General features: G+C 71.7%; 12 protein-coding genes. 5 read left to right on the top strand and 7 right to left on the bottom strand.

What is annotated here, in order from left to right:
- Positions 1–50: 50 nt before the first annotated feature.
- A complete protein-coding gene (gene fmt, locus ACSURM_RS30130) occupies positions 51–983 on the bottom strand; it encodes a methionyl-tRNA formyltransferase (RefSeq protein WP_436958921.1) in 933 nt (310 codons plus the stop codon).
- 214 nt (positions 984–1,197) lie between these two features.
- On the opposite strand from fmt, the gene ACSURM_RS30125 reads away from it, so the two are divergent.
- Positions 1,198–1,740, top strand: coding sequence for a hypothetical protein (locus ACSURM_RS30125; protein WP_436958920.1), 543 nt, complete (start codon positions 1,198–1,200; stop codon positions 1,738–1,740).
- A gap of 215 nt (positions 1,741–1,955) precedes the next feature.
- On the opposite strand, the gene ACSURM_RS30120 is transcribed toward ACSURM_RS30125, so the two are convergent.
- Positions 1,956–4,115 carry a primosomal protein N' gene (locus tag ACSURM_RS30120; RefSeq protein ID WP_436958919.1) on the bottom strand — a complete coding sequence of 720 codons (2,160 nt, stop codon included), beginning with the start codon at positions 4,113–4,115 and terminating at the stop codon, positions 1,956–1,958.
- A 329-nt stretch (positions 4,116–4,444) separates the two neighbouring features.
- Between ACSURM_RS30120 and ACSURM_RS30115 the strand changes: the two genes are divergently transcribed.
- From ACSURM_RS30115 to ACSURM_RS30100, 4 genes are all read left to right on the top strand, one after another.
- Complete coding sequence (locus tag ACSURM_RS30115; RefSeq protein ID WP_436958918.1) at positions 4,445–5,740, top strand: helix-turn-helix domain-containing protein; 1,296 nt, start codon at positions 4,445–4,447, stop codon at positions 5,738–5,740.
- A gap of 13 nt (positions 5,741–5,753) precedes the next feature.
- Entirely contained in the window at positions 5,754–6,503 is a 750-nt protein-coding gene (locus ACSURM_RS30110) for a toll/interleukin-1 receptor domain-containing protein (protein ID WP_436958917.1), read from the top strand.
- Positions 6,500–8,446, top strand: a complete 1,947-nt coding sequence (locus ACSURM_RS30105; RefSeq protein WP_436958916.1) for a hypothetical protein — start codon at positions 6,500–6,502, stop codon at positions 8,444–8,446. The genes ACSURM_RS30110 and ACSURM_RS30105 overlap by 4 nt, the downstream gene beginning before the upstream one ends.
- Positions 8,447–8,517: 71 nt before the next feature.
- A complete protein-coding gene (locus ACSURM_RS30100; protein WP_436958915.1) occupies positions 8,518–9,594 on the top strand; it encodes a hypothetical protein in 1,077 nt (358 codons plus the stop codon).
- A gap of 73 nt (positions 9,595–9,667) precedes the next feature.
- On the opposite strand, the gene metK is transcribed toward ACSURM_RS30100, so the two are convergent.
- The 5 genes from metK to ACSURM_RS30075 form a co-directional block, all read right to left on the bottom strand.
- The gene (metK, locus tag ACSURM_RS30095; protein ID WP_436958914.1) at positions 9,668–10,876 is read right to left on the bottom strand and encodes a methionine adenosyltransferase; all 1,209 of its coding nucleotides are present in this window, start codon (positions 10,874–10,876) and stop codon (positions 9,668–9,670) included.
- Positions 10,877–11,124: 248 nt separating this feature from the next.
- Positions 11,125–12,330 carry a bifunctional phosphopantothenoylcysteine decarboxylase/phosphopantothenate--cysteine ligase CoaBC gene (coaBC, locus tag ACSURM_RS30090; RefSeq protein ID WP_436958913.1) on the bottom strand — a complete coding sequence of 402 codons (1,206 nt, stop codon included), beginning with the start codon at positions 12,328–12,330 and terminating at the stop codon, positions 11,125–11,127.
- Positions 12,331–12,429: 99 nt separating this feature from the next.
- On the bottom strand, positions 12,430–12,702 hold the full coding sequence (gene rpoZ / locus ACSURM_RS30085; RefSeq protein ID WP_030620214.1) for a DNA-directed RNA polymerase subunit omega: 273 nt from the start codon (positions 12,700–12,702) through the stop codon (positions 12,430–12,432).
- Positions 12,703–12,755: 53 nt separating this feature from the next.
- Complete coding sequence (gmk, locus tag ACSURM_RS30080; protein ID WP_436958912.1) at positions 12,756–13,313, bottom strand: guanylate kinase; 558 nt, start codon at positions 13,311–13,313, stop codon at positions 12,756–12,758.
- A gap of 61 nt (positions 13,314–13,374) precedes the next feature.
- Positions 13,375–13,698 (bottom strand): integration host factor, encoded by a 324-nt coding sequence (locus tag ACSURM_RS30075; RefSeq protein WP_003977346.1) that lies wholly within the window; start codon positions 13,696–13,698, stop codon positions 13,375–13,377.
- Positions 13,699–13,754: the final 56 nt, after the last annotated feature.

Raw genomic sequence — 13,754 nt, 5'->3', positions numbered from 1 at the left:
GGGGATGCCTCTCCAGCCTAGTCGGCGCCTCCCCACCCCCGTCCGGGGCGTCAGCCGCCGAGCGTCTCGTCTTCCGCGATGCGCACCCCGCGCGCCCAGTCGGCCGCGCGCATCGGCTTCTTGCCCTGGGCCTGCACCCAGAGCAGTTCGACCGCGTACGAACCGGTGCCCACGTGCACGCTGTTCTTGCCGACCGCGAGCCGGCCCGGCGCGAGACCGGTCCGCTCGGGTACGGGGGTGACCTGGACGAGCTTGAGCCGCTCGCCGCGGAAGGTGGTCCAGGCGCCGGGCGCCGGGGTGCAGCCGCGCACGACCCGGTCGACGCGCAGCGCGGGCGCCGTCCAGTCCACCCGGGCGTCGTCGACGGTGATCTTCGGCGCGAGGGAGACGCCCTCGGCGGGCTGCGGCACGGCCTTCAGGGAGCCGTCCTCGATGCCGTCCATGGTGGCGGCGAGCAGTCCGGCGCCCGCGAGGGCGAGCCGGGTGAGCAGGTCGCCGCTGGTGTCGGTAGGGCGGATCTCCTCGGTGACGGTGCCGTAGACGGGCCCGGAGTCCAGGCCCTCCTCGATGAGGAAGGTGGACGCCCCGGTGATCTCGTCGCCCGCCATGACGGCGTGCTGCACGGGCGCGGCACCGCGCCAGGCGGGCAGCAGCGAGAAGTGCAGGTTGACCCAGCCGTGGGCCGGGATGTCCAGGGCGGGCCGGGGCAGCAGGGCGCCGTAGGCGACGACCGGGCAGCAGTCCGGGGCGATCTGCTTCAGCCGCTCCAGGAAGTCCGGGTCCCGGGGCTTGAGCGGCTTCAGCACCTCGATCCCGGCCTCCTCCGCCCGCTCGGCCACGGGGGACGCGACCAGCCTGCGCCCGCGCCCGGCCGGCGCGTCGGGCCGCGTGACGACGGCGGCCACCTCGTGCCGTCCGGAGGCGAGCAGGGCGTCCAGGGCGGGAACGGCGACCTCGGGGGTACCGGCGAAGACGAGCTTCATGGGCGGGATCGGGCCTCTCGGGCGGGGTCGGTCGGGCAGCGCACCAGTCTATGACCATGGACGGCGCACGGGTGGGCGACCGGCGTACGCATATGCCCGTACGCCCCCACCCCGTGACCAGCGGAGGGTCGGCGCGTTGGTCAAGAAAGAGTTGACCACATCGGGCCGCTTTCGCGGCCGAATTCCTTTCAACGCCGGTTCGAGAGGCTTGTTCATGGCCGACCACGCAACCCACGACGCCCAGGCCCGGGCCAGCCTGCACTTGCTGGTGCGGGACATCGAGCGGGTCCGCCGGCAGGTGGACGCGCTGCGCACGCTCACCGCCCAGCTGGGCAACGTCTACCGCCCGCGCCGCTCCGGCCCGTCCACGGGCTTCGTCGTCTACGGACGCGCCCCCGCCCCGACGGTCCGCCTCGCCCAGGAACTCCGCGACAGTGTCGAGACGCTGGTCACGGCCGCGGTGGACTTCGACCGCTCACTCGGTTTCTCGTGGGACGCGGTGGGCTCGGCGCTCGGGGTCACCAAACAGGCGGTGCACCGCCGTTACGGCGCCCGCCGGGCGGCGGCCCAGGCGGCGGCCGAGGCGGAACGGACGACGGAGCCGTCCGGCACCCGCACGATCAATGTGAACACCGGGCTGCCCACCGTGCCGACGGTGCCCGCGGCCCGCTCCATGCCCACCCAGCCGACCGCGACCACCCCCGCCCGGCGCGACGACACCCGCCCCGCCACCTTCCCCAGCCCGCGCAACGGCTGACCCCACCGACCACCCGACCCCGCCCTCCCGGGGAGAGCCGGGAGGGCGGATGTGCGGGGCGGGCACCCCGTCACACCCCGTCACGCCCCGGAGCCCACCCGGCGCCCGGCAGCCCGTCCCCCGTCCGACACCCGGCTGGCACCCGGTCCGGCCGCCCGCTGCCGCTGCCGCTGCCCGGCGGTTCAGCCGATGTGCCGCTGCCGCTGCCCGGCGGCTCAGCCGATGTCCGGTGGGTCGACGCGGACCCGCACCTGGTCGGCGCCGCCGCGGGCCATGCGGGCGGCCTGGGCGGTCTTCAGGGCCGTGGCCAGGGCGGCACCGCTGCCCGGCGGGACGCGGACGAGCGCCCGTTCCCAGTGTTCGCCGGGCGGGGGCGCGCCGGGCCGGCGCGGCCGGCCGGGCAGCGGGGGCGGCAGCGGGACCGGGCCCAGGACCTCGGCGTCCGGCGGCAGTTCGACGGCCGTCAGGAACTCGGCGACGGCCGCCGGCGGCCCGGACACGGCCGCCATCCGGGACACCGGCGGGAAGCCCAGTTCGGCCCGCTCGGACAGCTCCCGCACGGCATGCCCGACGGGGTCCCAGCGCACCAGCGCCTGGACGGGCCGCAGGGTGGGCTCGGCCACCACGACCACGGTGCCCCCCTCGCCCTGCGGCCGCACCAGCGCACCGGCCGCGATCCACCGGCGCAGCGCGTCCTCCCCGGCCCGCAGATCGGGACGCCCGAGCATGGCCCAGCCGTCCAGGAGCAGGGCCGCCGCGTAGCCGCCCTCGGCCACCGGTTCGGCGCCCGGCGTGCTGACCACCAGCGCGGGCGTGTCCGGAACGGTGTCCAGCACGTGCTCGCGCCCCGAGGTGCGCACCGGTACGGCGGGAAACGCGCGCCCCAGTTCCTCGGCGGTGCGGCGCGCGCCGACGATCTGGGCGCGGAGCCGGAAACCGCCGCACTCGGGGCAGTGCCAGGCGCTCTCGCCCTGCCCGCACCAGCCGCACCGCAGCACGCCGCCGTCCTGTCCCTCCAGCGGGCCCGAGCAGTGCCGGCACCGGGCGGGCGCCCGGCACCGGGCGCAGGCCATGCGGGGGGTGTAGCCGCGCCGGGGGACCTGCACCAGCACCGGCCCGTGCCGCAGGCCCTCGCGGGCCGCCTGCCAGGCGAGGCTGGGCAGCCGGGCGGCGCGGGCCGCCTCGTCCCGCGCGAGGTCCTCGTCGCCGACGGTCCGGACCAGGGGCGCGCTCCGGCGCACCTGCTCGCGCCCGGCGACCAGCGGCCGGGCCCAGCCGGTCTCGACGAGCTGGGCGGCCTCCACGGTGCAGCCCCAGCTCCCCAGCAGGAAGCCGCACCGGTCCAGCGCGGCCCGCAGCAGCAGCACGTCGCGGGCGTGCGGCTGCGGGGCGTGCGGCTCGCTGTGGCTGTCGTCGCCGTCGTCCCAGACGGCGACGAGACCGAGGTCCCGCACGGGCGCGAACATCGCCGCCCGCGTCCCGACGACGGCGCGCACGGATCCGCGCCGCACCGCCAGCCACTGCGCGTACCGCTTCTCGGGGCCGGCGTCGGCGGTGAGCAGCGCGTGCCGGCCGGGGCCGAGCAGCGCGGTCAGCGCGGCGTCGACGCGCGCGGCGGCCCGCCCGTCCGGTACGACGACCAGGGCGCCCCGCCCGGAGGCGAGGGCGGCGGCGACGGCCCGGGCCAGTTCCTCGCTCCACGCCGGTCCGGGCAGCGCGTGCCACACGGCCCTGGGCGCCCCGCCGGAGGCCAGCGCGTCGAGGAAGGCGCCCCCGTGCTCGTACCGCGCCCAGGGACCGGCGTCGGGCGCCTCGGGCGGGGGCAGCGGCGCGGGGGACGGCCGCTGTTCGGCGCGGGCGTTGCGCGGCGGTACGGCCAGTTGCAGCACGTCGGCGAGGCTGCCCGCGTACCGGTCGGCGACGGCGCGCGCGAGGCCGAGCAGTTCCTCGCTCAGCACCGGCTCCGGCGAGACGACCTGGGCCAGCGCGGCCAGCGGTCCCGAGTAGTCGGACTCGGCCCGGCGCTCGACGAGGAAGCCGTCGATGAGCCCGCCGCCCTCCCGGCGCCCCTCGCGCACCCGGTGCCGCCCGGCCCCGAACCGCACCCGCACCCGCACCCCGGGCTGGGCCTGGGCGTCCAGCTCGGCGGGCACCGCGTAGTCGAAGTACCGGTCGAGGTGGAGCACGCCCTTGTCGACCAGCACCCGGGCGACGGGCAGCTCCGGCGCCAGCGCGGCCCCCCGCCAGGTCCGCGGCTTGGCCCGCGGCACCTTGGCCTTGCGCACACTCTCCCGGATCAACGCGAGCTGCTCCGGCGGCGCCTCCTCGGCCCCACCGCCCCCGTCTCCCCGGGAAACCCCGTCCTCGCTGCTCACGCCTGCATTCTTACCAAACGGCACCGACAATGCCGCCGGGCGCCGGCCTCCTGCCGGCGGGGCAGCGGTACGCGTGCCCTCCGGCGGTGCCCTACGTCCGCGCTGCGTGTCCCCGACGCGTCAGTGCCCTGCTCGACCGCTCCTCACACCCGGTTCTCACGACGGCGCCACCGGTGGCCGGAATCGCTTTCTCGACATGCCCCCGCCATTCGGTTTCGCTCCGGATGAGGAAACGGGAAACGCCTGTTTCACCTTGTCCGGCCCAGCCGCCCGGCGCACTCTGATTCGCGTCTCCTTCGGCTGCCGGCCGGGGAGCAACGGAGGTAGGAGTGCGGGAGCACTGGCAGGATTTCGGGCGTGAGCTGCGCAGACGGCGCATCGCGGCCGGGCTTTCTCTGCAACAGCTGGGACAACGGGTCCACTACAGCAAGAGTCAGTTGAGCAAGGTGGAACGAGGACTCAAACGCCCCACAGCGGAGCTGGCGCGCCTCTGCGATTCCACACTCGGTGCCGGTGGTGAACTGACCTGTCTGGTCGATGTCCCGCACCCTCAGCCACCTTCGCCCAATTCCGGCAACGACGACGAGGTGTGGTTGATGCAACTCCGCAAGGACGGTTCCGGGTCCTTCCAACGCCTGAGGCGGCGTGATCTGATCGCGGCCGGCGCTGCGTCGGTGCTGACTCTTCAGACATCCGCTCCGCCGCCGGCGCTGCCGCGCCTGGAAGGGGCCGAGGCGGTGGTCGACGCCTCTCGATCACTGTTCGAGCAACTGCGCCGGCTCGGCCAGGCGGCGGGAGCGGCCCATGTGCTGCCACCGCTGATCGCCCAGACTCACAGCCTCGAGCAGTTGGCGGTGGCCAGCGGGCCCCGGGGCCGCGAGGAGCTCCTGGTGCTGGCCTCACGCTACGCCGAGTACGCGGGCTGGATGGCGCAGGAGTCGGGTGACGAGGCGGCCGCTCTCTGGTGGACGGACCGCGCCGTACAGCTCGCCTCGGCAGGGGCGGACAAGGCCCTCACCGTCTACGCGCAAGTGCGACGGTCCCTGATCAGTCTCTATCGCGGAGACGTCGCGGAATCGATGGAATTGGCCGCCCACGCCCTGGAAAGCGAGGCGCCGACGCGTGTTCGGGGACTGGCCGCACAGCATCTGGCGCAGGGCAGGGCGGTGAACGGGGACCACACCGGTTGCATGCGCAGCCTCGACCGTGCCAGGGAACTGCTCGCGCAGGCGGCGACGGACCCCGCACAGCCGGTACTCGGTGCCTCGAACCTGCCCGACGTGGTCTCGATGTTCACCGGCTGGTGTCTGTACGACCTGGGGCGCCCCCGGCAGGCCGCCGCCGTCCTCGACGAGGAGACCGCCCGCATCCCCGGACACGCGCTCCGCACGAGGACACGGTATGGGGTCCGCCGTGCTCTGGCCCATGCCTCGGCCGGCGATCTCGACCAGGCCTGCCACATCACCGCCGAACTGCTTCCAACGTCACGGCTCATCAGCTCCGCGACCGTGCAGGCCGACATACGCCGCCTCTGCCGAACACTGGGCAGGCATTCCCGCAACGCGGCGGTACGGGAATTGCTTCCGGAGCTGACGGCGGCGGCAGCGCACCCCGCCCATCCCTGAGGAGGAATCCGAAATGCATGAGATCTTCATCAACTACCGCACCAAAGGCGGCAAACCCTTCGCGTACAGGTGCCACGACGTGCTCACGAACCGGTTCGGCGAAGACAGCGTCTTTCTCGCCAGGAAGTCGATCGCCGAGGGGACGGACTTCGCCGAGGCCCTGTTACGAGGAGCCCGGGACTGCCGGGTCCTGCTGGCGCTGATCGACGAGGAGTGGCTGAACACGCCCGACCGTCGACAGCCGGACCGGCGCGCCCTGGACAACCCTGATGACTGGGTGCGACGTGAGATAGAGGAGGCGCTGGCCTCGGGAGCGGTCGTGGTCCCTCTCCTGATCGCTCGCAAGGTGGAGCAGCTGGACGCACGCACTCTGCCGCACTCGATCGCCGAACTCGCCCATTGCCAGTACGCACGGGTGGACCACGCCACTCTCGCGGCGGATCTGAACAGGCTGGCGGACAGCCTCGTGCGACGCATCCCGGCCCTCGCCGCACTGGACCGGGCCCGGGATGCGGTGTCGGACGACCGCCAACCGGAATCCGGGGTGCACACCGATCACCAGAGCGGTGGCATAGGCAACGTGGGCGGATCCGTGGGAACCTTCGTCAACGAAGCGCACGCCCCGTTCCACACCGGCCGCGGCAACATCTACGGCGGCCCGCATTTCAGCGGGGACGGCGCGAACTACGTCGCCGGTGACAACCACGGCGGCATCCGCCAGGGATTCGGCACCCGGACGCCTCGCGGAGGCGACGAGCGGTGACCGCGGCCTCGCACTTCGCCTCCTTCGTCGGAGAGGCTCGCGGCTCCGTCCACAGCGGAGAGGGAGCCCAGTACAACTTCTACTTCCAGTCCACCGAACAGTGGCTGCGTGATCAGGCGCGCAGGCGTCCACGTTCCGTCGCCGAGGAGGACCGCCGGCACCTCCATGAGCGTTTCGTGGCCCCGCCCGGCCTGCAACACGCGCGCGATCTGCTGCGGGCCGAGCACACGGTTCTCGTTCGCGGCCACTCGGGCAGTGGGCGGCGTGCGGCGGCCCTGATGCTGCTCCATGAGCTACCGGTACGCGAAGGCACTCTGCACGAGTTGCCGGACACCTCCGACGACACCACCGGCCCGCCTCTGGACGGTCGTGACGTCGGCCGGGGTGACCGGCTGCTCCTGGATCTCTCGGAGGCCGACGAGACGCGCTACATCGCCGTACAGAACGCTCTGTCGGACTTTCGCAGCTCCGTGGCCGCCAACGGCGCCTACCTCGTGGTGGTACTGCCCCACCATCTCGGCTACCTCCTTCGCGGGGACCTCCGGTATCTCATGGCGGAGATCTCCCGTCCGAGCGCCCGACGTGTGCTCGCCACCCATCTCAGGTGTGCCGGTATCCATCCGTCCGAGGCGCTGCTGGGCGGTACTGAACTCGCTTCCTTCCTGGCCCGGGCACCGTTGCGCGACGTGGCCGCGCTCGCCGATCGCATCAACCGGCTCCGGATGGCCTCCCCCGCCGACCGGGGTTTCCCGGACTGGCTGAAGCAGGCGCTGGAAGAACAGCACGATCAGGCCGAGAGGGTCGCGGCGGACTTCTCGGCAGCTCAGAACGGACGCCACAGAGCGCTTCAGCTGGCGGTCGCCATGTTCCACGAGGCGACACCGGACGTGGTTCTGTACGCGGCGAACGGGCTGCTGGAACTGCTGAGCCACCCTCCGGATCCGGCACCTCGCCTGGAGCAGGCGGACCTCCACGCAAAGCTGGCCGCCGTCCACGCGGAAACGGGCCCGGACGGTCGCGTCCGCTTCACCGTCGACGGTTACGACCGTGCCGTACGGCAGCACTTCTGGACATTCCTGCCGGACATACGCCGAGAACTGCGTGATTGGCTCATGCGACAAGCCGCCAATCCCGCACTGGATGCCGCGATACGGCGCGAGGCGGTCAACCGATTCGCTCACGAGGCCCTTCGTGTCGCCCGTCCTGAAGACCTCGCCTGGCTCGCACAGCAGTGGACGGCATCAAGAGCCCCTGCCTGGCTCATCCCGGAAGCCGCCCGCGCACTTGTCCTGGGCCTGGAGGACGACCGCCACGGCCGTTTCTTCCGTCAGCGCATCTACGACTGGGCCACATCGGACGACACAGGCGTTCACTTCCTCCGGGTCCTGATCATGGTGTGTTCGCAGACGATGGCGAGCTCGCACCCCGATCAGGCGCTGGTGCGTCTGCATCATCTGGCCCGCCGCTCCCATGAAGGGGTGCGGTGGGAAGCCCGGAAAGCCATGATCCAGTTGTCGGCAGCCGACGACCGTCTGTACCAGTTGCTGCTGGAGCGACTCGCTGCCGGAGTCGGTCAGCGATCGGCCCAAGCCGATCTGGACATCTTCCGGGGCCTACCGGACCCCGTCCGCCTGATCGGCCGCCGAAGCGTGCGCCATTCGCTGACAGCCTGCTGGGCCGGCCTCCTGAGCGGCACGGCGGACTGGCCCGCGCATCTGCGCCTCTGGCTCGCGGCCGGCGAGACCGCGGCTCAGCGCGATCTCATCGCCCGGGTTCTCGCTGCCGCCTGCGCCGAGGACACACGGCGGTTCGGGCGCCTCTACCGGGTCGCCTTGGACTGGGCCCGCATCCGGCCCGAGCCCAGCCGGGCGGACATGGCGTCCCGTCTCCTGCTGGCGATCAACGAGGCCCAGGGCATTCACGCGTACGGCCGCACCGCCTGACACCGGCCCTGCGCCGTGCCCCATCTAGAACACCATGACGGGAGCTCTTCATGAGTTCTGGCCATCGGGCCATGACCCTCTTCGTCACCCTTCTCCTGGGGCTGACGCTCGTCATACTCGGTCTGACCATGAACTGGCCCTGGTGGGCTTGGTCGGCCAGTGGTCCGCTGTTACTGATCACCGCGTTGGCGACATACCGAATGCTGCGGCCGGAGCGGTCGGAGATCGGCCTGTCCGCGCCGGACCTGCCGTTACCCGAAGCACAACGACAGGAGCACCGGATCACGCATGTCGCACTGCCCAGTTGCGTCGCCGACTACGACTTCTCCTTCTCGGCCACCGTCCGCTGGACCGTGCTGGACGCCCCCGACGATGCCCCTTGGGTCAATGCGGCAGGACTCGCGGTGGAGGCGGTGCTGGAGCGGGCCAGGTCCGTCGCGGCACAGCAGCCACCGAACCGCAGCTCGCTGGCCCGGCACCAGTTGGACGGCGCCCTGGCCACCATGCGAGTGGACGCCAGCGGACGTGTGATGGCCATGGCACACAGCATCGAGCTGGACCTGCCTGAACACGACCGCGAGCGCCTCGCCCGGCTCTCGAACGTGCGCAAGGACGAAGACGTGTGGGAGCACGAACGCAATTACGAGCGGAGCAAGAGGGCCTATCTGGGTGAGGACGTCCTGAAGGACACCGGCAGCGCCGTGGTGTGGTGGCTGTCCAGGAACGAGGAGGAGGTCGAGGGTGCGGTCGATCGCATCGGGGTGTTCGCGCAGCTGTCCGCAGCGGCCAGGAACGAAAGCGTGGCGCCGCAATTCGAGCATCTGGTGTACCGGCCCGGAGACCGCTCCGACGAAGCAGAACCCGGCGAGACCCCGCTGACACCCAACGACCCGGTCGGTACCGAATCGGCCGAGGAGGCGGAGCCCCCTTTCCCCGCAGACTCCGTGCTCGCCTGCTTCGGTATCTCCCCCGACGACCCCGACCGGGACCTGTTCGCCACGCGCCTCGCCGATGTGGCGAGGGCCCACGGCAAACACCGCGCCGAGGCCGCCTTGCGAGGCAGCTGCCTCACCGACGACAGGTGTGACGGCAACGGGGAGGGGTACGACCCCGAAAAGCCTGCCGAGGACGAATACGACGGCGGATAGACGCCACCTCGGACACGCCGAGGCCCGGCCCCCCTGGCGGGAGACCGGGCCTCGGTCGGCTGTCGGGCGTGGGTTACAGGCCCGCGGCGGCGCGCAGGGCCTCGACGCGGTCCGTGCGCTCCCAGGTGAACTCGGGCAGCTCGCGGCCGAAGTGGCCGTACGCGGCGGTCTGGCCGTAGATCGGGCGGAGCAGGTCGAGGTCGCGGATGATCGCGGCCGGGCGGAGGTCGAAGACCTCGTCGATCGCCTTCTCGATCTTCTCGGGCTCGATCTTGTGGGTGCCGAAGGTCTCCACGAACAGACCGACGGGCTCCGCCTTGCCGATCGCGTAGGCGACCTGAACCTCGCAACGGGACGCCAGGCCCGCCGCCACGACGTTCTTGGCGACCCAGCGCATCGCGTACGCCGCCGAGCGGTCCACCTTGGACGGGTCCTTGCCCGAGAAGGCGCCGCCGCCGTGCCGGGCCATGCCGCCGTAGGTGTCGATGATGATCTTGCGGCCGGTCAGGCCCGCGTCACCCATCGGACCACCGATCTCGAACCGGCCCGTCGGGTTCACCAGCAGCCGGTACCCCTCGGTCTCCAGCTTGATGCCCTCGTCCAGCAGCGCCTTCAGCTCCGGCTCCACGACGAACTCGCGGATGTCCGGGGCGAGCAGCGACTCCAGGTCGATGTCGGAGGCGTGCTGGGAGGAGACGACCACCGTGTCCAGACGGACCGCCTTGTCACCGTCGTACTCGATGGTGACCTGGGTCTTCCCGTCGGGGCGCAGGTAGGGGATCGTGCCGTTCTTGCGGACCTCGGACAGGCGCTTGGACAGGCGGTGCGCCAGGAAGATCGGCAGCGGCATCAGGGTCGGCGTCTCGTCGGACGCGTAGCCGAACATCAGACCCTGGTCGCCCGCGCCCTGCCGGTCCAGCTCGTCCTCGTCGCCCTCGACCCGGGCCTCGTACGCGGCGTCGACACCCTGCGCGATGTCCGGGGACTGCGCGCCGATGGACACCGACACGCCGCAGGAGGCGCCGTCGAAGCCCTTCTTGGAGGAGTCGTAACCGATGTCCAGGATCTTGTTGCGGACAAGGGTCGCGATGTCCGCGTAGGCCTTGGTCGTCACCTCGCCGGCCACGTGCACCAGGCCGGTGGTGATGAGCGTCTCCACGGCGACCCGGGAGGTCGGGTCCTCACGCAGAAGCGCGTCGAGAATGGTGTCGCTGATCTGGTCAGCGATCTTGTCGGGGTGACCCTCGGTCACGGACTCCGAGGTGAACAGGCGACGGGACACAACGCTCCCTGTGGTTGCAGCGGCTGCTGGCTGATCATTTGCGATCGACGCGGGGCTGCGCCCGGCGTCGACCGTGAACAGTTTATCGGTCGCACTCCGCCGACGGGCCACCCGTCTCGCCTCTCGGGAGCGCTGTGACCTGCGGCACGGGCATTCTGCCCAATCCCCGGGGGCCTTGACCAGGGGCGCCACGCCCATTTCGGGCGTGGCGTGAACACGACCCGGGCGGACCCGACCGGGTGACGCCGTCAGCCCAGGCGCCGGACGACCAGGTCCCAGACGGTGTCGGCGAGGTCCTCCTTGGGGCCGTACGGCACCGGGGTCTCGCTGCCGTCGGCGCCCAGCACCACGGCCTCGCTCTCCTCGGCGCCGAAGGTCTTGCGCTCCCCCACCTCGTTGACCACCAGCAGGTCACAGCCCTTGCGGGCGAGCTTGGCGCGGCCGTTGGCGAGGACGTCGTCGGTCTCGGCGGCGAAGCCCACGATCACCTGTCCGGGCCGGGCCCGCTCGGCCGAGATCTCCGCGAGGACGTCCGGATTGCGCACCAGGACGATCGGGTCGGGCTCCTGGCCGTCCTTTTTCTTGATCTTCCCGGCGGCGTAGGCGGCAGGCCGGAAGTCGGCCACGGCGGCGGCCATGACGACGGCGTCGGCGTCCGCGGCGGCCTTCAGGACGGCCTCGCGCAGCTGCACGGCGGTGCCCACCGGGACGACGTCCACGCCCGCCGGGTCGGGCAGGCCGGTGTTGGCCGCGACCAGCGTGACCCGGGCGCCGCGGGCGGCGGCGGTGCGGGCGAGGGCGTAGCCCTGCTTGCCGGAGGAGCGGTTGCCGAGGAAGCGGACCGGGTCCAGGGGTTCGCGGGTGCCGCCGGCGGAGACGACGACGTGCCGTCCTTCGAGGTCGGGCGCGGCACCGCCGCGGGCCAGCAGCCGGCGGCAGACCTCGAAGATCTCGCCCGGGTCGGGCAGCCGACCCTTGCCGGTGTCGACGCCGGTGAGGCGGCCGACGGCGGGCTCGATGACGACGGCGCCGCGCCGGCGCAGGGTGGCGACGTTCTCCTGGGTGGCCGGGTGCTCCCACATCTCGGTGTGCATCGCGGGGGCGAAGACCACCGGGCAGCGGGCGGTGAGCAGCGTGTTGGTCAGCAGGTCGCCGGCGAGGCCGTGGGCGGCCTTGGCGAGCATGTCCGCGGTGGCCGGGGCCACCACCACGAGGTCGGCGTGCTGGCCGATGCGGACGTGCGGGACCTCGTGGACGTCGTCCCAGACCTCGGTGGCGACCGGGTTGCCGGACAGCGCGGACCAGGTGGCGGCGCCGACGAAGTGCAGCGCGGAGGCGGTGGGCACCACCCGGACGTCATGGCCCGACTCCGTGAACCTTCTCAGCAGCTCACAGGCCTTGTACGCGGCGATGCCGCCGCTGACCCCCAGCACGACCTTCGGCTTGTCCACCATGACTCCTCGCGTTCGAGAACCTGCACCACCCATGACACACCACAGGCCCGGCAGCAGGACTGCCGGGCCTGTGGATAAGTCAATCGCGATCTGAAAGTACTACTGCGCGGGGCCGTCGACAGCCTCGGAGGTCAGCAGACCGGCGTTGATCTCGCGCAGGGCGATCGAGAGCGGCTTCTCGTGCACGTGGGTGTCGACGAGCGGACCGACGTACTCGAGGAGGCCCTCACCGAGCTGCGAGTAGTACGCGTTGATCTGGCGGGCACGCTTGGCCGCGTAGATCACGAGGCTGTACTTCGAGTCGGTCGCCTCAAGAAGCTCGTCGATCGGCGGGTTGATGATGCCCTCGGGCGCGGTGATGGAAGAGGACACGCTCTACCTTCCGATGGATGGAAAAGAATCAGACATCGTGATCACAGTCACGATCACACAACGTCCATCAAGGCTAGCAGCTCGCGGGCCACGTCCTCGACGGAGGTGTTGACCAAGGTCACGTCGAACTCCGGCTCGGCCGCCAGCTCGGTCCGCGCCGCCTCGAGACGACGCTCGATGACCTCCGGCGACTCGGTCCCCCGGCCGGTCAGCCTGCGCACCAGCTCCTCCCAGGAGGGCGGGGCCAGGAACACCAGCTGGGCGTCCGCCATGGACTCGCGGACCTGCCGGGCGCCCTGGAGGTCGATCTCCAGCAGGACGGGCTCGCCGTTCTCCAGCCGCTCCAGCACGGCCGCGCGGGGCGTGCCGTAGCGGTTGCCGGCGAACTCGGCCCACTCCAGCAGCTCACCGTTGGCGATCAGCTTGTCCATCTCCTCGTCGGTGACGAAGAAGTAGTGGACTCCGTGCTGCTCGCCGGGGCGCGGCTTGCGGGTGGTCGCCGACACCGAGAGCCAGACCTCGGGGTGTTCCTTGCGCATATGGGCGACGACCGTGCTCTTGCCGACCCCCGAGGGGCCGGAGAGCACGGTCAGCCGCGGACGTTCACTCATGCAGCGATTATTCCAGCAATCCCGGGGTGCCCGGGACTCCCGGTCCGCCGGGCGGGCGGACTCAGGAGCCGGTGCTGCCGAACTCACGCTCCAGGGAGGCGATCTGGTTCGAACCGAGACCGCGCACGCGGCGGCTCTCGGAGATGCCCAGACGCTCCATGATCTGCTTGGCGCGGACCTTGCCCACGCCCGGCAGGGACTCCAGCAGCGCGGAGACCTTCATCTTGCCGATGACGTCGTTTTCCTGGCCCTGCTTGATGACCTCGTGCAGGGAGGCGCCGGAGTGCTTGAGTCGATTCTTGACCTCGGCCCGCTCCCGGCGAGCCGCGGCGGCCTTTTCGAGCGCGGCTGCGCGCTGTTCAGGGGTAAGGGGCGGAAGAGCCACGCCTACGTCACCTCGGATGTCGAACTGTCGGATACGGACCGGTGAGGAACCTGGAC

The organism is Streptomyces sp. SudanB182_2057 (assembly GCF_964272715.1).
GTDB lineage: Bacteria > Actinomycetota > Actinomycetes > Streptomycetales > Streptomycetaceae > Streptomyces > Streptomyces rubradiris.
This window is presented reverse-complemented; position numbering and strand designations above follow the sequence as displayed.

Coding starts and splice junctions, on each gene's coding strand:
- fmt (WP_436958921.1), bottom strand. CDS start 983: ATGAAGCTCGTCTTCGCCGGTACCCCCGAGGTCGCCGTTCCCGCCCTG.
- ACSURM_RS30110 (WP_436958917.1), top strand. CDS start 5,754: ATGCATGAGATCTTCATCAACTACCGCACCAAAGGCGGCAAACCCTTC.
- ACSURM_RS30125 (WP_436958920.1), top strand. CDS start 1,198: ATGGCCGACCACGCAACCCACGACGCCCAGGCCCGGGCCAGCCTGCAC.
- coaBC (WP_436958913.1), bottom strand. CDS start 12,330: ATGGTGGACAAGCCGAAGGTCGTGCTGGGGGTCAGCGGCGGCATCGCC.
- gmk (WP_436958912.1), bottom strand. CDS start 13,313: ATGAGTGAACGTCCGCGGCTGACCGTGCTCTCCGGCCCCTCGGGGGTC.
- ACSURM_RS30100 (WP_436958915.1), top strand. CDS start 8,518: ATGACCCTCTTCGTCACCCTTCTCCTGGGGCTGACGCTCGTCATACTC.